Raw genomic sequence first — 24006 nt, 5'->3', positions numbered from 1 at the left:
CCGGCTGAACCACAGCCTAGTCCTATTCTCCGAAAGGATAGCAAGACCTTAATGTACACTTTGGAAGAGGTGGCATTAAGGTCTTTTTTCATCAGATGGCCGGTAGCGCGGACCGATAGGAAGGGTGGAAGGATTGAAACAATTATTAAAATCTTTGAAATGGGTAATATTCTGGATGGGACTGGCGATTTTATTCAACCTAGGAATCTGGTATTTCCTGGGCCAGCAGAAGGCTTTGGAATTTCTGGGAGGATATTTGATCGAGCTGAGTCTTAGCGTGGATAATCTTTTCGTCTTTATTACCATTTTTATGAGCTATGGCATTCGGGAGCGAGCCCAGCACAGGGTGCTGGGCTACGGCATTGCCGGAGCTGTTGTGCTGCGATTTATCTTTATCTTTTTTGGCGTCAAAATCGTCACCATGTTCGAATGGGTTCTCTATGTGTTTGGAGCGATTCTGATTATCAACGGCATAAAGATGTTCAAAAAAGACAAGGAGAGGGACCCTCATGAGAGTCCGGTGGTGAGAGGGATTGCCAAGGTGCTGCCCATGACCAAAGAGTTTGAAGGGGACCGGTTTACAATCAGGAAAGACGGCAAAAGACTTTTTACGCCCCTGTTTGCCGTGCTTTGTCTCATTGAATTTTCGGATATCCTCTTTGCCATCGATTCAGTACCGGCGGTATTTTCTGTTTCCACCGACCTGCTGATCGTTTATACATCCAACATTTTTGCTATCCTGGGGCTGCGTCAGCTGTATTTTGTACTGGAGCATCTGCATGAACGCTTTGCTTATGTAAAGTATGGGGTGGCGGTGATTCTCATGTTTACGGGGGTAAAACTGGGAGGGTTGATGTTTGGACTGCACATCTCCATTCCCATTTCCATCGGAGTGATTCTGGTGGTACTGATAAGCAGTGTAATCGTATCGGTAATCGTTTCAAAAAGGAAAGAACGGGATAAAGGGAAAGGAAAGAAAAATGAAAATTTCTAAGCAGGTTTATCAAATTAAGGTTTACTTTCATGTTACGGAAGAAATAGAGCGGTTTGTAAACGTCTATGTGATTGAAGGGAAGAAAGGCTGCTACCTGATCGACACCGGAGTCGCAGGCGCGGAAAAGCTTATAAAGAAGTCCATGAATCGGTTCGGTAAACAGAATTGTGATTTAAAAGCTATTTTTCTTACCCATTCCCATCCGGATCATATGGGCGCTGCGGCATATATCAAAAAAAGAACGGGAGCCCAGCTGTTTGGAAGCAGCCGGGAACAGGGCTGGATCGAAGATATCGACAGACAGTTTGCCGCCCGGCCGATTCCCAACTTTTACAAACTGGTAAACGACAGCGTTCATTTGGATGAAAAGCTGGAGGGAGGAGAGGTGATCCGCCTTGAAGAGGGCGTTACGATCCGGCCTATCGCCACCCCGGGCCATTCGGCAGGGTCCATGTCCTACTTTTTTGAGGAAGAGCAGATTCTGTTTACCGGCGATGCAGTTCCCATACCAGGAGATATCCCCATCTATACCAGTTACCGTCAGAGCATGGAGAGCCTGGACCGCATTGACCGCTTGCAGCAGGTGCACCTGTACTGCTCGGCCTGGGCAGACACTTGGGCCCTTGCGGAGGGGCGGAAGCGAATTGCGGAGGCAAGGGAATTTCTCAAGGGAATCCATGAAATCGTCGGCCGGGTGCTGGCGAAAAACGAAGATCTGGAAAATGCGCAGGTGTTCAAACGGGTGTGCGAAAAAATGGGTATTGACGGCCTGAAAGCCAATCCGCTGTTCCGCACGTCGATCTATGCCAACATAGAAGAGTGGAAAGGCGATGGACTTGGGAACCGTGAGCCGCAGATGGCCAGAGGGTAAAGGAGGAAAAAATGAGCTATAAAGAAATTGATATGAACAATTGGAAGCGGGCCGTACACTGCCAGGTGTTCAGAGACGGAGTAGAACCATCCTACTGCGTAACCTTTGAGCTGGATATCACCAGCTTTCTGCAACGGATAAGAGAGAAAGAAATCCCATTTACCTTTGGTCTTATGTACGCCGCGGCGGAATGCGCCAATGAGATCGAGGAATTCCGTTACCGTTTTATGGACGGAAAAGTCGTTCTTTACGACAAAATCGACACGGCATTCACATATCTGGACGAGGAGACGGAGCTGTTTAAAGTAGTCAATGCAAAATTAGAAGGCTCCATGGCCCAATACGCGACAGCGGCATTGAAGAAGGCCGAGGCGCAGGAAGCGTATTTTACAGGGCCTCTGGGTAATGATATCTTCCAGTTTTCACCGCTTCCATGGATCTCTTACACGCATATTTCTCACACGATTTCAGGAAAAAAGGACAATGCCACACCTCTCTTTGACTGGGGAAAATATTTTGAGCGGCGCGGCAGGGTGCTACTGCCATTTTTCGTACAAGTACACCATTCCTTTGTGGACGGAATCCATGTGGGCAAGCTGGCCGAATCACTGCAGTGCTATCTGGATGATTTTGAATAGAGGGTGACGGAGGCAAGCAGGATAACTTGTGCATAATCCCATTTATGTGACACAAATGATTCACATTTTTTCCATTTTTCATTCATAGACCGAGGGTAAGATTAGCCTGCACCAGACGAGAGCGAAAAGGAGGAAAAAATGAAAGGGCCAATAAAAATTATCTTAGCGCTGCTACTAATTGCAGCCACTGTTGCGGTGTGTGCCTGCGGTTCAAAGGGAAAAACACAGGGACTGAAGGACTATGGGCAGGACAACGCAGCGCTGACCTTTGACAATGGAAAATGGAATTATGATGTGGGCAACGATGTCTATTGGCAGGTAAAAGTTTCGTACTGCTCTGATCCTGAAACAGAGGAGTATGAGACAATGGGTATTTACGTACCGGGAGCGTATATGAACGGTAAGAAGAATGGGGATGGTACCTATACCTGTACGGTTAATAACGAAGAGACGGTAAAGGGATACACCGGGGAGACAGCGCCGATTGTCTTTCCGGTCAATACAGCGGGGTATTCTGCTCAGGCAGCGCCCGGGGAGTATAGCTACGATGCGGTTTCTGATTATCTGAAAGCAGGATTTGTTTATGTATATTCGGGAATGCGGGGAAGAGATAACGGTTACGATGATAGCGGAAAACTGACATACAGCGGAGGCGCGCCCTGGGGCGTTACGGATCTGAAAGCGGCGGTCCGGTATTATCGCTATAATGCGGCCAATCTGCCCGGCGATACGGAGCGGATTTTCACCTTTGGCCATAGCGGAGGCGGCGCTCAGAGCTCTTTGATGGGGGCCACGGGAGACAGTGAGCTGTATTACGATTATCTGACTTCGATAGGCGCAGCCATGTTCGATAGTGAAGGCAACTACCTCAGTGATGCAATCTGCGGAGCCATGTGCTGGTGTCCGATCACCAGCCTGGATTATGCCGATGCGGCGTATGAGTGGAATATGGGACAGTATTCTTCCGAAGATACCCGCAAAGACAGTACCTGGACCTCGGCGCTTTCCGATGACCTGGCGGCCAGCTATGCAGACTATATCAATGACTTGCGCCTTGTGGATGAAGAGGGAAATTCTTTGACTCTGGAAAAATCCGCAGAGGACATTTATACGTCCGGCTCCTATTACGATTATCTGCTGGGCCTTGTGGAGAAATCCCTCAATAATTTCCTCAGTGATACAGAGTTTCCTTATACAGAGACTTCCATGAAAGAGCAGGCGGACAGCGGGTTCGGTGGCGGGAATCAGCAGCCTCCAAAGGGAGAGGAGAAAAAGGGCAATCCTCCTGATTTGCCAAAGGGTGCGGCAAGCGGACAGAAACCGGACGGCAACCCACCGGATGGAAAAATCAAAAGCGAAGGTAGCAGCGGGAAAACTTATAAAACGGTGCAGGCATATATTGCTGACCTCAATGGCGACGGAGAATGGGTTAAATATGACGAAAAAACCGGAAAGGCGACAATCACCAGCCTGGGTGATTTTGTAAAGCATTGCAAGCAGGCTGCCAAATCGGTGGGTGCGTTCGACGATACGAAGCGCAGTCAGGCAGAGAACAAGCTTTTTGGGAACGATGACAGCGATGCACTGCATTTTGATTCTGTGATGGCAAAGCTGCTGGAGAAGAACCAAAGTCGGTATGCGGCCCTTGATGATTGGGATTCTTCACTGATTAAGGAGTATGCGAACGACCTTACGAAAACGGATAAACTGGGGAATGATTCACAGACTCGCCAGAATATGTACAATCCAATGTATTTCCTCAGCGATTATTACGAAGGAAACGGCTCTTCAATCGTTGCGCCTTACTGGAGGATTCGTACCGGTATTGAGCAGAGCGACACGGCGCTTACGGTAGAAACGAATTTGGCGCTGGCACTGAGACAAAACGATGCTGTTAAGGCGGTGGATTTTGAGACAGTTTGGAAGCAGGGCCATACGACTGCGGAACGCAGCGGAGACAGCACGGATAACTTTATTCAATGGGTAAATAGCTGCTTGAAATAAAGAGTTTTAAGTATAATGGCAAAACTCCCGCATAAAGTGTTTATGCAGGGGTGATGAAATGAAAAATATATTCAAATCAATAAAATGGCTGCTTTTCTGGATGCTGCTGGCGACGACTTTCTGCGGCGGCATCTATTACTTTCTTGGACAGCAGAAGGCGCTGGAATTTATGGGAGGTTATCTGATCGAGCTGAGTCTCAGCATGGATAACCTCTTTGTTTTTGTAACGATTTTCGCCAGCTTTCGTATTTGCGAACATGCTCAGCATCGAGTCCTGGGATATGGCATCGCCGGAGCGATTATCCTGCGGTTTTTCTTTATCTTTTTTGGCGTCCATCTGGTCAGCCGCTTTGAGTGGATTCTCTATCTGTTCGGGGGAATCCTGATTATCAATGGTCTGAAAATGCTGAAAGACGATACAGGGAAAGATCCCCACGATAGCCTGATTATAAAGGCCGTATCCCGGATTCTGCCTATGACCCGCAGCCTGTCCGGGGACCGCTTTGTAGTTCGGGGCCGGAATGGAAAGCGGTTGTTTACGCCGCTATTCGCCGTGGTCTGTCTGATTGAATGCTCGGATATTCTTTTTGCCATGGATTCCGTGCCGGCTGTTTTTTCCGTATCCACCGATCTGTTTATCGTCTATACTTCCAACATCTTTGCCATCCTCGGTCTGCGGCAATTTTATTTCGTGCTGGAACATTTGCATGAACGGTTTGCCTATGTGAAATACGGGATTTCTGTTATCCTGGTATTTACTGGAATGAAGCTGGCGGGGCTGGCCGTAGGCTGGTATATCCCGATTCCGGAATCCATTGCCGTTATTGGCATCGTCCTGGCGCTCAGTATTCTCGTATCGGTGCTGCTTTCCGGCCGCCGTACCGCCCGGCTGTGAAGCCACGCGGGTTTTTGCGGGCGCCATGGTAGGGATTGTGTAAATGCTATTTTTGTATTTTGTTCAACAACGGATTTGTTTTGGCTTTGTTGTTGATGTATTTCCAAGGGTTTGCGGTCTCTGCCCCTGTTGGAAGCTGCGGATTGATCAGGTTTTTGTGCCTGGAGGCTCTGTATCCTTGAAAAAAGCTCAACAAGATCTTGGTTTTTCGCTGGATGTTGATAAAAATCGCAATTTGCCTTTTGGTCCGTTTTCCATAACCTGCGAGCTGTGGCGAGCAAGTTTCGCGTATGGTTTACTTTCGGGAATGGGGCGATATGAAAGATCCGCCTTTGCACAGGAAGTTATTGACACTGGCATCAGTGCAGCGATATAATGGTTGCAAACGTATGTTTGCGAACGGCCGAAAACAGGCTGGAAAAAGGGAAAGGTAATGGTGGTTATGGCAAAGAAGGTGAAAACCGTATTCGTCTGCCAGGAGTGCGGCTATGAGAGCGCCAAGTGGCAGGGGCAGTGTATCTGCGGGGCTTGGAATTCCATGGTGGAAGAAAAGGTTCTGCCAGCTGCCGATGTCCAGGACAAGCGGCGTCGGACGGGCAATATAAAGGCAGCGGAGGGAACCGGGCCGGCAGGACAGGCCAGGAATCGTCCCTCAAAATTGTCACAGGTGAAATCCAGTGATTATACCCGCATGGATACCGGAATCGGGGAATTGAACCGAGTGCTGGGGGGAGGCATGGTAAAGGGTTCCCTCACGCTGATTTCCGGTGAGCCGGGAATCGGAAAGTCCACCATCATCATACAGGCGGCGGCAAACATCGCCAAGAAATACGGCAGAGTTCTCTATGTTTCCGGCGAGGAATCGGAGGAGCAGATCAAAATGCGGGCTGACCGGGTATGCGGGGAACTGACAGATAACCTCTTTATTCTGGCCGAGACCAACATGGAAAACGTTTCCGTCATAGCGGACGAACTAAAACCGGAGTTTGTCATCATCGACTCGATCCAGACCATGTACAGCAGCGATTTGGATTCGGCCCCCGGCAGCGTATCCCAGGTGAGGGCCTGCGGTAACGAGCTGATGCGGGTAGGCAAGACTTACAATATTCCGATCTTTATTGTGGCCCATGTAACAAAGAGCGGAGAACTGGCAGGGCCCAAGATCGTGGAGCATCTGGTAGACTGTGTGCTGCATTTCACCGGTGAACGCAACCAGGAACTGAGAATTCTTCGGGCCTTCAAAAATAGGTATGGAACCACCAGCGAGATCGGCGCTTTTGAGATGGCGGAAGAGGGATTGATTGAGATCGAAAATCTGTCCAAGAGTTTTCTTGAAGGCATGGAAGATGGTGCGGAAGGTTCTATGGCGGCTGCGGTTTATGAAGGTACCAGGCCCCTGCTGCTGGAAGTTCAAGCGTTGGCAGCGCCGACAAATGTGGGCTTTGCCAGGCGTTCTGCCATTGGCGTGGAGCTTTCCCGCCTCAATATGATTCTGGCCGTGCTGGAACGGAAAGCGGGCTTGAATCTGATTAATCAGGATATATACGTCAATGTGGTGGGCGGGCTGAAACCGGAGGGAACGTCCATCGACCTGGCGGTGGCCTTGGCCATCTATTCCACAGTAAAAGGCAGGCCCTGCTCCGGCAGGACCATTGCACTGGGGGAAATTGGACTGACCGGAGATCTCAGATCGGTGCAGAACAGCGAAAAAATCGTCCGTGAGGCCGCAAGGATGGGGTTTGAACGCATAATTCTGCCAAGAAAAAATGCGGAGAAGTTAAAGGAGTTGAACCTCAAAGGGCTGACACTGGTCAGCGCAAAACATATTATAGATGCGATAAAGGCGTTTTAGAATGAAGAATAAATATACTAGAAAATCAGGTTTTGTAAAAACCTGATTTTTTTTGTAAAACCTCTTAAATGTAACCGAAAGGTAACTACCAATACATATAATAAAACAGTCGTATGGAAATTAAGCGCAAAGGCGCTGTAGATAATTGGAGGGAGAGAGGACATTATGAGAGGGAAAAGCAAAATTACAATAGCTGTATTATTATGCGTTGCGATGATTAGTTCTACGTTATTCAGCAGTGCGGCAGTTTTTGCGGCGAGCAGTGTTGAGGGGGATGCTGATCCGGCAAATATCGAGAACTATCTGGACGATGCACAGATTTGGGCAGATGGAGGGGAGTACAATCCGGCAGACAGTGTAAATCCGGAAGGCTCGTTTTCTGTGAAACTGTTTTTTTCTGAAATCAGCAACGGAAGGCAATTTCCCAATGATGGAAGGATGACATATCAGATACCATCCAGCATAAAGGTGCTTTCAAATTTAAAAGATCAGCCGATTAACGATACAAATAAAAAAGAAAAGATTGGCACATATACGATTGAAACAAGCGGACGCATAACTGTAGACCTGGACAGCGATTATGTAGAAAGATATAAGAATATCAAAACTTTCCTTACTTTTGAAGGAAGCTTTACTAAGGAAGCGACAGAGGGAAAGGATGAAATTACAGTTGAATTCACAGATGGCATAAAATTTGATGTAAAATTAGAAAAAAAGGCAAATCTGGAAATCAGCAAGACAGCCGCAAAGTATAATTACGGGGAAGGAACCGTTGACTATACAATCAAAGTGAAGACGGATTACAGTGCGGAGAATGTAATCGTATCCGACCATATGAACGGTAATTTATCCCTGATAGAAGGCACAATTAAAGTGACCGACAAAGACGGGAAAGATGTAAAGTTTGAAAGGGTAAACAATATCACCAATGTTACGCCCGAAAAAAAGACAGAAGCGGCAACCTGGGCGATTAATGTAGGGACAATGAAAAAGGGCGAGACCTATACGGTTACCTACCAGGGAAAAGTAAGCGAAAAAGCGGAGCAGACCATAGAGACCAGTCAGGTGGGAGTATTTGATGCTACAATCTCCAACAGGGCCTATGCGAAAGGTGATAACGCTGAGGAGGTTTACTCAGCGGCTGTAACAGAAAAACTGACATTTTCAAGAATCACCAAAAAAGTCGTTACAGACAATGGGAAATTAAAATGGACGGTTACTGTTAACAGCAGCAAGCATATGGAGTTGGACGGATATACCCTTACGGATACCTTGCAAGATAAGGAGTTAAAGCTGGATAAGAAGACTCCGATGGTAATAAGCAGGAACGAGGTTGAAGTTGATAAGACAGATGTCCCTTCCTGGGAGACACTTGCTGGAGATTCTGATAAAACATGGAGCTATACTTTCCCACCGGGCGCAGGTAAGAACACATACACATTTGTGTATTGGACTAATATTCCGGAAAGCAACTCCTCTGCCACGGCAGAAACGGGTCAGGGAGACAATTTTAAAAATGAGGCCGTACTGAGCAAGGAATCCCTGAAGTATAAAAAAGAGGCGACTTATACGGAACCTGGCGCAGGCTTTCTGAAGAAAAAATTCAGAGATTCCTATAATACGAACCAAAAGGGAAACAGCATTGTAAGAGATACGGACGGAAATCTTTATTTGAGATGGACCAGCGAAATTACGGTTCCGGCGTCAGGCCTGAAGAAGGTTAAATTCAGCGATTCGATAACAGATAGCAGCAACTATAAAAAGCATGAGTTTTTATCACCGCTGGAGGCCTCGCTTGGCGTTCCGTCCAAAGACGACAGATTTAATGAGGTAAAGGTTGACTGCGACGGCAAGTATTCCGGAAAGATAACACTGGTACAAAACGGCAAAAAAGGTTTTGATCTGTATTTTGCGGATGGGGCTGATGTGGCGAAATCTTCACTTCCGGCCAGCAACTCCAGATATACAGTTAAAATTAGCTATTATACAAAAGTAGCTATTGCCAATAGTAGCAACACTAATGGAACCTGGCGTAATGTAGGTAAATTCTCCGTAGGCAGCAAGGAGTATTCGGATTACGAAGATTACAGCGATAAGCTTTTTATGGAGGGTGAAAAAAGCGGGGAAATTAATTCCTCCGCTGGAGAGATTATCTGGACTGTAGGGCTTGAGACTAACCGACAGGGAGAAAACTCCGATGTTATCGTCAAGGATATGTTTTCAGATAACCAGGAATTTGACAGCAGTTATGGCGTTTTCTTAAATGGAAAAAAATTGACGGAAAGTCAGATTACAAAGGATGAAAAGGAATATCAATTCCATCTGGGTAATTTGGAAAAAAATAAAACCTATACCTTGGTCTATAAGACAAAGATAAAAAAAGGTGTTTTATCAGAGGCCGGACAAAAAATATTTTCAAATGTGGCCAACGTAACGGATAAAAATATCAGTCTTTCCTTACCGGCAGAAGTAAGCATCAACAACAAAATTGTCAAAAAAGAAATTACACAGAAGCCCACACAGCATAATAACTACGAAGCTGAATTTACAATCGTCCTGAATCCGAATAAAATGCTGTTGAATTCTGAATCAGCAGACAAGGCAAATGCTTATGTGCTGACAGACACTTACAGCAAGACAATGGAGCTGGACCTGAATTCCTTTGTAATAACACGTGATGACGGGGAGGAGCTGAGCGCTGAAAAAAACGACTATGGAATTAGTCATGCCGAAGGCGACAAAAAGAATGTACTGAGGATTGAAATTAAAAACGCAGACGGACATAAATATACGATTAAATATAAAGCCTTGGTCCTGGGTGCTGTTGGAGATCATATTGATTACGAGAATGAAGCAGTCCTTAAAGTAGGCAATAAGTCCAATGGGGATAAAGTAGAAGAGTCCGTTATCATCGAGAAATTAAGCTCCGAGGCGGGATCAAGTGCAAGTGAGCTGTCTATTTTCGCTCAGAAATATGACAGCGCTAATACAAATACAAAGCTGGAGGGTGCAGTATTTAAGCTTTATCGGGACTCTGTGTCCAAAGAAAATCTTTTAGGAACAGAAACAACCGCAGGCAAGGATGGAATCGCTGTTTTCGGTCAGAGTGAAAATGGCAACAACTTGACATGGAAAGGCAAGGACTACTATTTAGAGGCTGGAATCAAGTATATTTTGGTGGAAGCTCAAGCTCCGAACGGATATGAAAAAGCCTCAAAAAAATATGAATTCCAGTTGCGCGATGAAAACGGCGGAGCCTCTCTTGAAAATGTTCCTGCCTATCAGATCGGCCATATCTTCAGCGTGGCTAACGAAAAATATAATTTTTATATTCACAAGACTTCCGAGCATACAGGCGAAACGCTGAAAGACGCAGGGTTTACCTTGTATACGGATGAAGAGTGTAAAAACGATCCGGTATCCGGCATAGAGGAAAAAGACGGTTACTTTACCTTTAAAGGCCTTGCTGCAGGCACCTACTACCTGAAGGAAACCAAAGTCCCTGAGGGCTACTACTACGACTCCAATAAGGTATACACCGTAGTAATCGACAACAACGGCGATGCAACTATAGACGGCGAAAAAGTAGACAGCGAGAATAGGACCTACACCATCACCAACACCCTGGCCGGAAAAATCCGTGTAACCAAGGAAGTAAAACAGAATGGAGTCGGTGTGCCTACGGAAAGGACCTTCTATGCGGCATTGTTCGACGACAGCGAGTTTACGAAAGAGCACCTTGTCAGCGAGGTTAAGGCGCTGAAGATGAACAACAATGAATCTACGACTGTGACCTTTGACAATGTAAAGGTAAACGAAACCTATTATGTGGTAGAGACCGATGAGGACGGAAACGCGCTGACAAACACAGCGGACGACGATACATGGGCAATTGCTTATGACAACCAGGTCGTTACGCTGGATCCGAATAATCTGACAGCAGAAAGCAAGATCACCAACAGCTATTTCGACCAGTATTACTGGGCGGGTTCCATCGATGTTACAAAGCGCGTGACTATGGATGGTAAGGACTTTGAGTCCAACAGCATTTTCTACGTTGGCCTCTATACCGACAAAGATTGCACGCAGCAGGTGGGAGACATCAAGCCGCTGGTTATGGATGGAAAAGCAAGCACGACCGTGACTTTTGCCGATCTGCCGATCAATCAGACGTACTACGTGGCAGAGACAGACGCAGAGGGCAAAGTCATCACGGATTCACAGAAGCAGCTGAATTGTGAAATGACCATTGACAAGAATGGATTCACCCTGACGGAAGAAAACCAGACGGGCAGCGCGGTAATCACCAATGATTTCCACGATGAAGAGCAGTTCTACTATGGAGGCCAGATCACAGTAAACAAGACCACGACCTTTAATGGAAAACCATATAAGACCAATGAAGTGTTCTATGTGGCGCTTTTCGCAGATAAGGCTCACAAAGAGCGGATCACAGACGCAAAAGCATTAAAGATGAATGGCGGAAGCGCAGCCAAGGTTACCTTTGAAAATCTTTCTTATGGAACCTATTACCTGGCGGAAACCGATAAAAACGGCAAAGCGCTGACAGAGCTAGAGGCCGCGGATCTGGGTTTCACCAATCTGATGGATGAAGAGATCAAGCTGGATGGGGACCTCGCTGAAATAGGTCTGGAAAACCAGATGACAGAAGAATTTGTAACGGAAAACGGCGATGATCCGGAAAATCCAAAAGGAACAGCCACCCAGACGGGTGATGACAGCGATATGGCGCTTCTGATCCTGGGCATGCTGGCAGCATTGACAACCATGGGAATTCTGGTAATCAACGGAAGAAGACGTAAAATTTTATAAAGGAAAAGTAATAAGGAGCAGTCTGCACCGATTGGTGAAAAGGCTGCTCCTTTTTTATGTATAATGGGCTTGTAACCGCTAGGTACCGGCGGCGCTTTTTGGATTTAAGCAAGGGCAAAGCGGACGAAAACAATGGGTTTGGGGGCGATGCCCACTTGTTTCTCAGCAATTTTTACAGCGGTTTCCTTATTACTCACAGGCAGATGAAAGGCAATAGGTATGGTCTAAAGGTCCGGAGCCTTTCCCCAGATCCAGGCCCGCTTTCAGGGCTCCGGTCAGGTATTCCTTGGCTGAGCGGATGCTGTCTGCCAGATCCTTTCCGCTCGCCAGCCCGCAGGCAATGGCAGAGGAAAGGGTGCAGCCGGTACCGTGAGTATTGGGATTTGTAATACGGTCCGTGTCGTACCAGAAAGTTTCTCCATGATAGAAGAGTAAATCGCATGCGTCTCCCGGCAGATGGCCGCCTTTAATCAGCACGCCGCATTGCTGAGAGAAAGCGATTTTTTCCGCTGCCTGCAGCATAGCGGATTTATCGGAGATATCAAGACCGCTCAAAACCTCTGCTTCCGGAATATTGGGCGTGATGAGGGAGGCCGCAGGGAACAGCTGCGAAACCAGCGCATCGCAGGCGTCTTCAGACAGCAGCCGGCTGCCGCTGGTTGAGATCATCACCGGATCCACAACTACGTTTTTTGCATCATACTGCCGCAGCTTTTCTGCGATCACCCGGATGATGGCACTGTTGGAAACCATGCCGATCTTCACCGCATCGGGGACAATATCGGTGAAAATACAGTCCAGCTGCTGGCCGACGAATTCCGGCGCAGTATCGGCAATGCCGTATACACCGGTGGTATTCTGGGCGGTGAGGGAAGTGATAACGCTCATGGCGTACATTTTGTGGGCGGTGATGGTTTTGATATCGGCCTGGATTCCGGCTCCGCCGCTGCAGTCGGATCCGGCGATGGTCAGTACTTTTTTCATTTGCTTATCATCTCCTGAGAAAGGGCGCGCAAAGCCTTGCATTCCGCCTCAATGTCACTGCTGGAAAAAATGGCTGACACCAGTGCCACGCCATCTGCTCCCGAACCCTTCAGCTGCAGAAGGTTATCACGGGAAATGCCGCCGATGGCGCAGACGGGGATGGAAACAGCCTGACAGATTTCTTTCAGCGTTTGATGAGATACTTCCCGGGCATCGGTTTTTGTAGAAGTGCTGAAAACAGCCCCTACGCCCAGATAGTCGGCGCCGTTTTCCTCCGCCAGCAGGGCCTGGCTTACGGTTTGAGCCGATACCCCCAGAATCATAGCATTCCCAATGCGCTTCCGAACCTGGGACGCTTCCATATCGCGCTGTCCCACATGGACGCCGTCAGCTCCGCTTTTTACAGCCACCTCCACATTGTCATTGATGATGAGAGGTACTCCGTATCTGCTGCAAAGCTCTTTCATTTCAATGGCTTCCGCCAGAAAATCCGCATCGGACATTTCCTTTTCCCGCAGCTGAATACAGGTGGCACCGCCCTTCAAAGCCGCCTCCACCTGCTGCATCAGTGTTTGCTCCCGGGTCCATGACCGGTCCGTCACCGCATAGAGCAGCATCGTTTTTTTATCGCATTTCATAGTTTGCACCTTCTTCCAAAGTATCGCCGTCCAAATGATAGACAGCATCGATCAGCCTGTTTCGATAAGAGGCATTTCCCTCTCCTTCAGCCAGACGGGAATAAGCCGTTTCACCGCAAAGCCCCATGGCACAGACAGCGGCCGCCGCAGCGCCTAAAGGATCGTCGGGGTTTGCTGCCAGATAAGCGGTCATCATCGCAGACAGCATACAACCGCTGCCAGTGATGCGGCTCATCATGGGATGCCCATTACGGATCACATAAGCTTTTTCCGGGCCCGCCACAATATCAATGGCACCGGTAATGGCGATGATGGAATGGGACTGGGAAGAAAACTCCTTGGCAAAGGCAACTGCCTGTTCCAGGGTTTGTTCTCTAACCGCATCCGCCACATCCGCATCCACTCCCTTTGTCGTCCCCGAACCCGCAGCAAGGGATTTGATTTCCGAAATGTTGCCGCGTATTACTGTGAAATCAATGGCTTCCAGCAGCCCGCGGGCCGTATCCGTTCTCAGAGAAGAAGCACCGGCACCCACAGGATCCAAAAGGACAGGATGCCCGCATTGATTGGCCTTTTTCCCAGCTGTGAGCATAGCCGGGATCGTATGCCGGTTCAGGGTACCGATGTTAATGTTTAGACCGCCGCAAATGGAGGTGATTTCTTCCGCTTCCTCCGGTTCATCGGCCATAATCGGCGAACCGCCGCAGGCCAGAAGGATATTGGCGCAGTCGCCTACGGTCACATAGTTGGTGATGCTATGTATCAGCGGAGATTTGCTACGGACATTCTCCAGTTTTTCTTTAAACATGTTTTCACTTCCTTATTATTCGTCAAAGATAGAAACGATTTCGCCGTCGAGAATACGGTTCATGTTTTTCACCGCGCAGAAATTGCCGCACATGGTACAGGTGTCTTCCTTCTCAGGAGAAGAGGAGTCGCGATACTTGCGGGCTTTAACCGGATCCATAGCCAGGCCGAACATCTTGTCCCAGTCCAGCTCTTTTCTCGCCAGGCTCATCTGGTTGTCCCAATCCATAGCGCCCGGGATTCCTTTGGCGATATCAGCGGAGTGAGCGGCGATTCTGGCGGCGATGATTCCTTCCTTCACATCCTCAAGGGTCGGCAGCCGCAGGTGCTCCGCCGGCGTAACGTAGCAGAGGAAGGCTGCTCCGCTGGCTGCTGCGATGGCCCCGCCGATGGCGGAGGTAATATGATCGTAGCCCGGAGCCACATCAGTGACAATAGGCCCGAGAACATAGAAGGGCGCTCCGTGGCACAGGGTCTTTTGAATCTCCATATTGGCGGCGATTTGGTTGAGCGGCATGTGGCCGGGGCCTTCGATCATGATTTGCACATTTTTCTCCCAGGCCCGCTTTGTCAGCTCGCCCAGAGCGATCAGCTCTTCGATCTGGCAGGCATCGGTGCCATCCGCCAGACAGCCGGGCCGGCAGGCATCTCCCAAACTGAGGGTAACGTCGTACTCCTGGCAAATATCCAAAAGCTCATCAAAACGTTCGTAAAAAGGATTTTCCTTTCCCGTCATTTCCATCCAGGCAAAGATAATGGAGCCGCCTCGGGATACGATATTGGTCATCCGCTTGTTGCGCTTAAACTTGTGTGCGGTTTCTTTATTGATCCCGCAGTGGATGGTCAGAAAGTCCACCCCGTCCTCTGCGTGCATGCGTGCAATATCCAGCCATTCCTCGGTCGTGATTTCGATCAAAGGCTTGTGGTAATAGACCACAGCGTCGTAGATGGGCACCGTGCCGATCATGGCCGGGCAGTTTTCCGTCAGATGTTTGCGGAACTTGCGGGTATCGCCGTAGGAGCTCAGATCCATGATCGCCTCTGCGCCCATGTCCACTGCGCTTTGGACCTTGGCGAATTCCATGTCCATATCCGTCATATCCCGGGATGTTCCCAGATTGACATTGATTTTGGTTTTCAGCGAAGAACCCAGACCGCTGGGGGAGATAGCCGTGTGCTTTTTGTTGCAGGGGATGATCGCTTTGCCCTCAGCCATCAGCTTCATCAGCTGCTGGGCGGGGATACCCTCCTTTTCCGCGACAATTTCCATTTCTTTCGTGAGGATGCCTTTGCGAGCGGCATCCATCTGTGTTGTGTAATTCATCATATTGCTTCCTTTCCTTTCAGGGCAAGAAAAAACGGAGAACACCGATATAGGTATTCTCCGTAATGAAAACATAATCTTGCTTCTTCCTACGTTGGCATTACCCACATCAGGTTTGAAGGGTCGAAGTTCGATTACTTCCTCTCAGCCTGCTAAACAAGCTCCCCTGAAATATTTGTCTTGATTATATTACAGATGGACGGGCCGTGTCAAACGATTTGTCCAATCTGTTCCTTTTACTTTTCCTCCAACGCCTTTTCCAGCTGGGCCATTTTGCCCTTTGCCAGCTCCTCGGGAATGAAAACCTGGCCGCACTGGGGGCAGCGCAGCACCTTGTGGCGGAACTTCTTATCCAGATAGGTGAACTGGGTGTCGATTTCCGCCAGGCCGCATTTGCATTTACTGCAGATCAATGTCTTGTTTGATGCCATTCCAGACCGCCTCCAATTCTATCTTTGTTCTGTGCGCGTAAACGTTGACCAGCTCGAATCTGCCGGCCGCTTCATCCAGTACCTTGTATTCCGCCCAGTAGGTCATATAGCCGATAACGCAGTAACCGGACAGAGTGCCTGTTTCTTCGTTGAGGATCGTCCGTCCGTGGCGCTGGCAGAAATCCACCGTATGGAGGATCTGCTCTTCCAGGATGCGTTCCTTATCCAGCTTTGCCTTCACCTCATCGGACATTTCCACTGTGATGGGATATTCCTTTCGTTTGATCTCCATCTCTTCCTCCCAGAAAAATTCCAAAAGCGTCTGCTTGAGCACCCGCCTGTTTTCCTGGCGCTCCGTCACCGTCGGCAGGTGCTGCTGGCCCTCTCCTTCGCCAAAGAGCAGCTCCAGGATATGGTGTGCCTTCTTGCCCTGCTTGAGGAAAATGTCGCGGCAGTTGATGCAGTATGTGATATAGGGCGTTTCACTTTCCGCAATGCGCTTTTTTGCAACAAAGTCTGCGTATTCCGGGTTGGCAATAGCACCGTGACCGCCGTAGCCGCAGCAGGTATAATACTCGTTGTTATCCGGCAAAGGCTCCAGCGTCACGCCGATATCCTCAGCCAGATTTCGCACAGCCTGACGGGCATCTTCTTCGCCGCGGGCGGAGCATGGATCGAATACACAGTAGGTTTCTTCGCAGCAGCCGCCGCTGATTTCCCATTCCTGTAAAATTTCAAAGAGGGAAATGACCGGTATTTCCGGCAGGTATTCCTTAAAATGCTTCATGCAAGTCATGCAGCCCATGATCATAGTCGGCTCACCCAGCTGACGCCAATTTTCGCGAATCTCTTCCAGGCCCATATCGAACTTGGCCTTGTCGCCGGCCCAAAGCTCAGGGACTCCGCAGCAGCGGAGAAACATAGCCGTATCCGGGTGCTGGTTGAGCAGAGAGTCGTAGATCTTTACGATCAGCTCTGGTTCCGATGCTCCCAGCTGGCAGCCGGGAAAGAGGGCGTAGCCGCAGGTATTCATGCCTTTGGGAGCGCGGATCAAACTGGCCTCATGGCTGTTGGCCTGGGCCATGTCCCGCAGCCAAAAATCGTGATACGGCCAGGGCATCTTACCCTGATTGTGCATCTTCTGCCTGCCGGCCAGAAATAAACCGTCCAGGTCGATCTCCTCGGGGCAGACCTCTTTGCAGATGCCGCATTGATTGCACATGGACATAAGGCGTTTGGCGGGAGTGGCTTTCAGTTCGCTTTTTCCTTCCAGCGTGGTGGCGATGATCTCGTCCTTGACCCGGATCGGTCCCTTGCTGGAAAACGCCAATAGATCGCAGTGGTCCTTGCAGGCCCGGCACTGACATTCCACGCAGCGGGCGGCCTCGGCCATAGCTTCTTCCTTCGTATAACCTTTGCCGGAAGGAACGACTGCTGCCGCGGCCTCATCAATTTTGACCAGTCCCTGGCACATGCGTGTTCTTCTGGACTCTCTGGGATAATATAGACTGCGGGTCTTCAAATAATTGTCAATGACCGTACCCACCGCCAGTCCACCGGCCAGGGCATAGAGGGGAGAATCGCCGATCAGTTCGCCGCCGGCAAAATAGCCGGTGCCCTCCTGTTCCATGCAAAAGCGGTCGCCGGTAGGGCCTTGGGCCGACAGCAGCCCAAAGTCCGGGCCGTCCTTTCCGGTGGCAATAAAGACCGCATCGAAGTTTCCGTCTTTCAGATCGGAAAGCTCACAGATTTCCCTATTAAAATGTATCTCATATTCCTGATGGGCCAATTGTTCCTCGAAATCCTTCATAAAGATCTCAGGATCCATCGTATCGTAGAGGTGACCGCCGATGCGGTCGCTTTTTTCAAAGACTTCGATGGTGTATTTTTTCGTAGAAAGCCTCAAAAGAGCAGCCATGCCTGAGAGACCGGCCCCGATAATGGCGATCCGCTCTTTTTTCAGGGGGATGTTATAGTCGGTAGCCGAAGTATCTGTTGCAAATTCCACGGCAGCCTTTTCCAGCAGCGGCATCTCGATCGCACCGCCGGATTCCCTGCGCGGGCAGGCCCTTTTACAGGGGCCGTCGCAGAGGAAATTGGCGATGCGGGGAAAACCGACCGCATTGCGGTAAACCTTGAAGGCTGCTTTGAAAGCGCCCCTGCGAGCCTTTTCTATAAAATTCAGAATCTCCATGTTAAAAGGACAGTCGCCCACGCAATAGGGGATTTCCTTTTCCATACAGCTGTCAAAGCTTTTCAGATATCTTTTCATAAGCAATCATCTCTCCATACAAGTATCGGCTTAAGGTGACCCTTAAGCCGATACAATCGTATTATACTATTACCACACACAATTCCACACAAAGTGTTTAGTCCGGAATGTTGGTGATGGATTCGTAAGTTTCCTTCTTATCCTCTGGGAACATGTCTTCGAACAGGTCAACCATCGGATTGTTCTTGATGTATTCCATCTCTTCGTAGAAATCCGAACCCAGGAAGTACTTCTTAGGCGGCAGAATTTCTTCTCCCCGTTCCAGCTTCTCAAGACCTTCTTTGATCTTTTCCGGATAAGCCGGGATTTCGTAAACTCTTACGCCGCAGGCATTCTCGATGGCGTTGATAACAGCCATATGTCCGCCGGACTGGAATGCTTCGGACGCGCCAGAGGAACCAAACGGGTTGGTGTTTCTCGGCGTGCAGTGGTGGATCAGGTTGAAGTTGTCAGGAATATCCTTAATGGTCGGGATACCTGCGCCAGCGATATTGCTGTGCTTCTTGACATCCTCGTAGTTTTCCGTCAGCGCGAAGCCGATGGAATGGGATAATCCGCCATATGCCTGACCGTCAACAGCTGCGATGTTTCCAATCACGCCTACATCGTCAACTGACCAGAAACCGAGGCAAGTCGCTTTGCCGGTCTTAGTGTCAACTTCCACTTCCGCCATGGACAGAGCATAGGTAAAGGCAGGAGTCGGGTTGCCTACGCCAGTGTTGGGATCCAGATATTTCAGCGTCATATCTTCCGGATTCTGGTACTGGGTTTCGTATTTGGTCGGAATTCCTTCCGCAACCATTTCGTCATAAGTTCTGTAAGTGCCATCCGGCTTTCTCATGGCGTTCATCAGCTCTTCAGCTGCCATAACGACTGCCTTGCTGTTCATGTAGTGCTGTCTTGAAGATGCGGTAGCGCCGGAGTCAGGACAGAACTTGGAGTCGTTCTGAATCAGCACGATATCGTCAGGAGTTACACCCAGAGGCTTGAGAGCTTCCAGCGTAGTAACCAGCGCGCCGACATCGCCGCCCTGTCCCTGATCCTGCCAAGTATCGTATTTGGCGAATTTGCCGTTTGGAAGAAGTTCCAGAGCAACGGTACACTGGTCGAAGATACCTTCTGTTACGTTGTATCCGCCCCAGGCGATACCTACGCCTCTCTTCTTTTCAGGAGTAGACTCTTTGGCAACTCGTTCCTTTACTTCTTCGTAAATCGGTCTTAAAATGTCCATCATCTTTTCCATCGGATATTCGCGGAAAGGATACTGGTTGATGTTGGTATCGCCAGGTCTTGCGATATTCTTGTATCTCAGTTCGAATGGGTCCATACCGATCTTTTTGGCCATCATATCCATGAGCGCTTCGGACGCAGTGTAGGCCTGCGGGGATCCGTAGCCTCTGTATGCTGTACCGTAGTTGTGGTTGGTGCAGGCAACTCTGGTCAGTCCCAGACAGTTGGAAACGTTGTACGGGAAGAACATGAACTTGGCAGGTCTTGTAATCAGGTCGTCGCCCAGTTCGTTGTAAGAACCGTGGTCCATACCGCAATCCCATTCCGCTCCGATGATCTTTCCGTCCTTGTCACAGGCCAGTCTGCCGTTGGTGTACGCTGGCGCACGCTTTCCGGACAGAGCCATGAACTGCGGATAGGTGATGGAAAGAGCTACCGGCATATCGTCGCATGCCATGCAGGCGATCGCTGCCATTGCGTAAGTCGCAGCTGCGATACCCCAGCCAAAGGTTGCGCCTGTCGGGTTTTCAACGACTCTGATCTTTTCAGCAGGAAGTCCGGTTGCTTCTGCGATATCGCCGATGTTGGCGTAAATCTGCATTGCTTTGCAATGAACGGTTAGCAGGCCGTCATCGCCCCAGTAAGCCTGAACCGTGTCGCCTTCGATCGGCATGTGCGGCTCTCTGGATGAATAGAAGGAACCTTCTACTACATAAGGAGCTTCATCGATCAATTCCGGAGTATCGTGTCCTGCGCCCTTAACGTTGGGCTGTTCGGACCATACGTTGGGATGATCGTCGTGTATTCTCATGGCGTCAGGCATAGCTGCTTCCAGATAAGTCTTGTATTCAGGCAGCTGTTCCCAGTCGATGGTGACTTTCTTTGCCGCTTCCTGTGCGTGAGCCTTTGTGTCGGCTACAACCAGAGCGACAACGTCTCCGTAGTTAAAGATTTTGTCTTCAACTAAGATCGGATGGGACTGGCCGGTTGCCAGAGTTCTCGGTGTAAACGGCATGAATCCAAGTCTGTTTGGTCCCTTAATATCGGCGGCCGTAACAACCTTGTAAACGCCGGGCATCTTTTCTGCTTCTTCTTTATTGATGGATTTGAGTTTTGCGTGGAAAGCGACTTTCGGCTGTACCAGTACTGCGTGCAGGGTGTTTTCCGGCATCTTCAGTTCAATGTCATCGCCGTAGTCAGCAAGTCCGCAGACCTTTGCCAGGGCAGCGGGACGAACCAGCGGCTGACCATAGTATTCCTTGTTTTCCGGAAGTTTTACCATAATATCTTCCAGAGCGCATTCGCCTCTCATAACCTTTGCCGCGTTCATTACAGCGTCCACGATCTGCTTATAGCCTGTGCAGCGGCAGATGTTTCTGTTTTTCTGGAACCAGTCTCTGACTTCTTCTCTTGTTGGATCAGGATTTTCCTGAAGCAGCGCGTAAGTCGATACGATGAATCCCGGTGTGCAGAAACCGCACTGTACGGCTCCGGCATGCATGAACGCTACCTGGATTGGATGGAGATATCTGGGAGCTCCGATTCCTTCGATGGTTACTACTTCACTGTATTCGTCGATCTTAGCGATCTTCTTGGTACAGGAACGAACTAGTTTGCCGTCCAGCATTACGGTACAGGAACCGCATACGCCGGATCCACAGCCAACTTTTGTACCTGTAAGACCCAAACGTCTGACAACATCAGCCAAAGTGTCCTTTTCAGGGTCACAGATGAACATTCGATCGGCACCATTGATGTTTAACGTCATTTTTCTCAATTTCATAATAATTTGCCTCCAATTAATTTTTCAATTGAACTTACTTTAACGTTTCACATCCAATAACAAAGGCCTTTTCGCGCGTGTCGAAAAGGCCTGAATCTACGATATGCTGAGAAAATAGACTGCGAAGGGGTCTCCTCCGGTGCCTCAGCTCTCAATCAATATGTACACTAACCTTTCCAAACGCGGGAGGCTCACATGTTTCCACATAAACCCAACGTTTCCGGCTCCATAGCCTTTCTTCGGCGGCCGTAGGAGATCGGAAATCGGATTGTGTATTGAATTGTTACTACGGTTCCCATTCTAACAGCTTGCCCCGGGGCCTGTCAACTGCGGAAAGTTTTGTTTTGGTACAATTTTGCGGTCTTTGCTGGTATTAAGTGGCTGTTATTTGAATTATCTTAAATTTGTATAAAATTTGCTACAATTTTGTAAGCGGGTTGGTCGGGGGTGACTGTGATTGCTATTTTTATCAACATGCGGCGGGAAATTGGGTGGTTGTTGAACTTTTTTCAAGGACGATGGAGCGTGCCAGTAGAAAATTCCGAGCAATATGCAGTTTTGAACAGGAGTATAGCCCGCAAACGTTGGAAACACATCAACAACAAAGCCGAAATGAATCCGTTGTTGAACAAATATGTACATTGCTTAAAAAAGCCTTGATTTTCCAAGTTGTACGATTCTGAACCTTACGGCAACGCCGGACCCGGCAGCCCTGCGAACTGCGGTAACTTTTCGAAAAAAACAAGAAAAGTTACCGGAATGCTCCCGCAGGCGCAGCCGAAAACCTTTCCGGAGCAAAACCTTTTAAGCCCCCCTTGCCCATTTTTCAAAATTATAATAGAATGACAAATAAGCATCTTGTGAAAAAAGGATTGCGGGGAAAGAGACAGATCTGAAAATAAAAGAAAAAGAGGCGACGATATAATGAAACGACTATCGGAAGTTCAGAGCATATGCCCTGAATGTGAAAAGCCAATCAAGGCTTATTACACAGAGCGGGACGGCAAGGTGTTCTTTGAAAAAAAATGCGAAGAGCATGGGGAATTCCGTGCGTTGATTTCCGCCAGCGCGGAGGATTATCTGACATGGGTGAAAAACCCGGTCATCAACATTCCGCCTAAAAAAGCAATAACAAAAGGAAGCGGACAGGACGAATGTCCGCTCCACTGCGGAACATGCGAAAATCACCTGCAGACAGCCTGCTGCGTACTGATCGACATTACAAAGCGGTGTAACCAGCACTGCCCGTTCTGCTTTGCCAGAGCGGAGATGGACGCAGCTGATTCCGGTGAGCCGACACTGAAAGACATGGAAGCGAAATTCGATCTTTTGACGGAATTGGGGGAAGAGAGGCCCTTTAATATTCAACTGTCGGGAGGAGAACCTACAGTCCGAGATGACCTGCCGCAGATCATACGGCTGGCAAAGGATAAAGGCTTTACGTATATTCAGATCAACAGCAACGGCAGGCGAATCGCACAGGAGCATGGGTATGCCAAAGCTTTGAAGGACGCGGGAGCATCGGTCATCTTCATGCAGTTTGACGGAACCACAGATGAAATTTACATGCAGATGCGGGGAGAGCCGCTGTTTGCGGAAAAGAAAAAGGCCATTGATAACTGCCGAAAAGCAGGGCTGCCGGTGACTTTGGTGCCCACGGTAGCAAGGAACGTAAACCTGGACAACATCGGCTCCATGATGGAATTCCTTTTGGAAAACATAGCCGTAGTAAAAGGGATACATTTCCAGCCGGTGAGTTTTTTTGGCAGACATCCGGACCCGGAGCATGAAAACCGGGTGACCATGTTCGATGTGCTCCATGAGATCGAAAACCAGTGTCAGGGCTTTAAATATGAAGACTTCTCCCCCATCGCCACGGGGCATACGCTGTGCTGCTTTTACAGCACTTATCTGAAAGAAAAAGACGGAATCAAGTGCATGGTCAGCAAAGCGGAACGGGAAGCGGGCATCAGCTGCTGTGATACACAGCAGGCGTCCTGCTGCTGCGGGGAAACCGACCCCCTTGAGATCATCAAAAAGGACCGGGACTTTGTCCTCAATAAGTGGGACCTGCCGGAGGAATCGGAACCGGAGCACGAAGCTGAAAGCTGCTGTTCATGCGGAGCATCGGAGACGGAGCAGGAAGGCAATTGCTGCGGGCAGCCGCAAACAGAAACCTGCTGTTGTGAGACTGCAGAGGACTCATGCTGCTGCGGGCAGGACAGCGAGGAGATCATGGACCTGGATCAGTTCCTTACTTATTATAAACAAAATACCTTTACTGTGACAGGCATGGCTTTCCAGGACAGCAGCAATCTGGACGCGGAACGCCTGAAACGCTGTCGGGTGCAGGTGCTTTCGGAGGATAATCGATTAATTCCGTTTTGCGGATACAACAGCATTTACCGAAAAGAATAGGTACCATTGATAAAGAAAAACGTTTTAAGGAG

Annotated in this window: 16 protein-coding genes and 2 riboswitches; of the genes, 9 read left to right on the top strand and 7 right to left on the bottom strand. The window is 49.0% G+C overall.

Features of this window, described 5'->3' with window-relative positions; all coding sequences use genetic code 11:
• The first annotated feature begins 133 nt into the window (after positions 1 to 133).
• The 8 genes from NE619_RS08855 (at position 134) to NE619_RS08820 (ending at position 12087) form a co-directional block, all read left to right on the top strand.
• A complete protein-coding gene (locus tag NE619_RS08855; protein WP_256132052.1) occupies positions 134 to 994 on the top strand; it encodes a TerC/Alx family metal homeostasis membrane protein in 861 nt (286 codons plus the stop codon).
• Positions 981 to 1865, top strand: coding sequence for an MBL fold metallo-hydrolase (locus tag NE619_RS08850; protein WP_256132051.1), 885 nt, complete (start codon positions 981 to 983; stop codon positions 1863 to 1865). Before NE619_RS08855 ends, NE619_RS08850 begins: the two co-directional genes overlap by 14 nt.
• Before the next feature lie 11 nt (positions 1866 to 1876).
• Complete coding sequence (locus tag NE619_RS08845) at positions 1877 to 2503, top strand: CatA-like O-acetyltransferase (RefSeq protein ID WP_256132050.1); 627 nt, start codon at positions 1877 to 1879, stop codon at positions 2501 to 2503.
• A 138-nt stretch (positions 2504 to 2641) separates the two neighbouring features.
• Positions 2642 to 4507: a subtype A tannase gene (locus tag NE619_RS08840; protein WP_256132049.1), complete on the top strand. Its 1866-nt coding sequence runs from the start codon at positions 2642 to 2644 to the stop codon at positions 4505 to 4507.
• A 58-nt stretch (positions 4508 to 4565) separates the two neighbouring features.
• A complete protein-coding gene (locus NE619_RS08835) occupies positions 4566 to 5402 on the top strand; it encodes a TerC/Alx family metal homeostasis membrane protein (protein WP_256132048.1) in 837 nt (278 codons plus the stop codon).
• A gap of 43 nt (positions 5403 to 5445) precedes the next feature.
• Entirely contained in the window at positions 5446 to 5778 is a 333-nt protein-coding gene (locus NE619_RS08830) for a hypothetical protein (protein ID WP_256132047.1), read from the top strand.
• Between the two features lie 66 nt (positions 5779 to 5844).
• Positions 5845 to 7254 carry a DNA repair protein RadA gene (gene radA, locus NE619_RS08825; protein ID WP_256132046.1) on the top strand — a complete coding sequence of 470 codons (1410 nt, stop codon included), beginning with the start codon at positions 5845 to 5847 and terminating at the stop codon, positions 7252 to 7254.
• Positions 7255 to 7419: 165 nt separating this feature from the next.
• Positions 7420 to 12087 (top strand): SpaA isopeptide-forming pilin-related protein, encoded by a 4668-nt coding sequence (locus tag NE619_RS08820; protein WP_256132045.1) that lies wholly within the window; start codon positions 7420 to 7422, stop codon positions 12085 to 12087.
• A gap of 189 nt (positions 12088 to 12276) precedes the next feature.
• On the opposite strand, the gene thiD is transcribed toward NE619_RS08820, so the two are convergent.
• The 7 genes from thiD to NE619_RS08785 form a co-directional block, all read right to left on the bottom strand.
• Positions 12277 to 13071, bottom strand: coding sequence for a bifunctional hydroxymethylpyrimidine kinase/phosphomethylpyrimidine kinase (thiD, locus tag NE619_RS08815; RefSeq protein ID WP_256132044.1), 795 nt, complete (start codon positions 13069 to 13071; stop codon positions 12277 to 12279).
• Positions 13068 to 13709 carry a thiamine phosphate synthase gene (gene thiE, locus NE619_RS08810; RefSeq protein ID WP_256132043.1) on the bottom strand — a complete coding sequence of 214 codons (642 nt, stop codon included), beginning with the start codon at positions 13707 to 13709 and terminating at the stop codon, positions 13068 to 13070. The genes thiD and thiE overlap by 4 nt, the downstream gene beginning before the upstream one ends.
• Complete coding sequence (thiM, locus tag NE619_RS08805) at positions 13696 to 14517, bottom strand: hydroxyethylthiazole kinase (protein WP_256132042.1); 822 nt, start codon at positions 14515 to 14517, stop codon at positions 13696 to 13698. Before thiM ends, thiE begins: the two co-directional genes overlap by 14 nt.
• 15 nt (positions 14518 to 14532) lie before the next feature.
• Positions 14533 to 15840, bottom strand: a complete 1308-nt coding sequence (gene thiC, locus NE619_RS08800) for a phosphomethylpyrimidine synthase ThiC (protein ID WP_256132085.1) — start codon at positions 15838 to 15840, stop codon at positions 14533 to 14535.
• 69 nt (positions 15841 to 15909) lie between these two features.
• A riboswitch (TPP riboswitch) is annotated at positions 15910 to 16018 on the bottom strand.
• A gap of 58 nt (positions 16019 to 16076) precedes the next feature.
• Entirely contained in the window at positions 16077 to 16271 is a 195-nt protein-coding gene (locus tag NE619_RS08795) for a DVU_1557 family redox protein (protein WP_256132041.1), read from the bottom strand.
• Entirely contained in the window at positions 16240 to 18543 is a 2304-nt protein-coding gene (locus NE619_RS08790) for a pyridine nucleotide-disulfide oxidoreductase/dicluster-binding protein (RefSeq protein ID WP_256132040.1), read from the bottom strand. The genes NE619_RS08795 and NE619_RS08790 overlap by 32 nt, the downstream gene beginning before the upstream one ends.
• 97 nt (positions 18544 to 18640) lie before the next feature.
• Positions 18641 to 21556 (bottom strand): molybdopterin-dependent oxidoreductase, encoded by a 2916-nt coding sequence (locus tag NE619_RS08785; protein WP_256132039.1) that lies wholly within the window; start codon positions 21554 to 21556, stop codon positions 18641 to 18643.
• Between the two features lie 153 nt (positions 21557 to 21709).
• A riboswitch (molybdenum cofactor riboswitch) is annotated at positions 21710 to 21837 on the bottom strand.
• 643 nt (positions 21838 to 22480) lie between these two features.
• Here NE619_RS08785 and NE619_RS08780 point away from each other — a divergent pair.
• Positions 22481 to 23974 (top strand): radical SAM protein, encoded by a 1494-nt coding sequence (locus NE619_RS08780; protein WP_256132038.1) that lies wholly within the window; start codon positions 22481 to 22483, stop codon positions 23972 to 23974.
• Positions 23975 to 24006 lie beyond the last annotated feature (32 nt).

The sequence above is a fragment of the Anaerovorax odorimutans genome (assembly GCF_024459955.1).
In the GTDB taxonomy this organism is placed as follows: domain Bacteria; phylum Bacillota; class Clostridia; order Peptostreptococcales; family Anaerovoracaceae; genus Hominibacterium; species Hominibacterium odorimutans_A.
This window is presented reverse-complemented; position numbering and strand designations above follow the sequence as displayed.

Excerpts from the sequence above, each read along its gene's own strand:
- NE619_RS08835 (WP_256132048.1), top strand. The coding sequence starts at position 4,566 with ATGAAAAATATATTCAAATCAATAAAATGGCTGCTTTTCTGGATGCTG.
- thiE (WP_256132043.1), bottom strand. The coding sequence starts at position 13,709 with ATGAAATGCGATAAAAAAACGATGCTGCTCTATGCGGTGACGGACCGG.
- NE619_RS08820 (WP_256132045.1), top strand. The coding sequence starts at position 7,420 with ATGAGAGGGAAAAGCAAAATTACAATAGCTGTATTATTATGCGTTGCG.
- radA (WP_256132046.1), top strand. The coding sequence starts at position 5,845 with ATGGCAAAGAAGGTGAAAACCGTATTCGTCTGCCAGGAGTGCGGCTAT.
- NE619_RS08790 (WP_256132040.1), bottom strand. The coding sequence starts at position 18,543 with ATGAAAAGATATCTGAAAAGCTTTGACAGCTGTATGGAAAAGGAAATC.
- NE619_RS08840 (WP_256132049.1), top strand. The coding sequence starts at position 2,642 with ATGAAAGGGCCAATAAAAATTATCTTAGCGCTGCTACTAATTGCAGCC.
- NE619_RS08785 (WP_256132039.1), bottom strand. The coding sequence starts at position 21,556 with ATGAAATTGAGAAAAATGACGTTAAACATCAATGGTGCCGATCGAATG.
- NE619_RS08830 (WP_256132047.1), top strand. The coding sequence starts at position 5,446 with ATGCTATTTTTGTATTTTGTTCAACAACGGATTTGTTTTGGCTTTGTT.
- NE619_RS08845 (WP_256132050.1), top strand. The coding sequence starts at position 1,877 with ATGAGCTATAAAGAAATTGATATGAACAATTGGAAGCGGGCCGTACAC.
- NE619_RS08780 (WP_256132038.1), top strand. The coding sequence starts at position 22,481 with ATGAAACGACTATCGGAAGTTCAGAGCATATGCCCTGAATGTGAAAAG.
- NE619_RS08795 (WP_256132041.1), bottom strand. The coding sequence starts at position 16,271 with ATGGCATCAAACAAGACATTGATCTGCAGTAAATGCAAATGCGGCCTG.
- thiD (WP_256132044.1), bottom strand. The coding sequence starts at position 13,071 with ATGAAAAAAGTACTGACCATCGCCGGATCCGACTGCAGCGGCGGAGCC.
- thiC (WP_256132085.1), bottom strand. The coding sequence starts at position 15,840 with ATGAATTACACAACACAGATGGATGCCGCTCGCAAAGGCATCCTCACG.
- thiM (WP_256132042.1), bottom strand. The coding sequence starts at position 14,517 with ATGTTTAAAGAAAAACTGGAGAATGTCCGTAGCAAATCTCCGCTGATA.
- NE619_RS08850 (WP_256132051.1), top strand. The coding sequence starts at position 981 with ATGAAAATTTCTAAGCAGGTTTATCAAATTAAGGTTTACTTTCATGTT.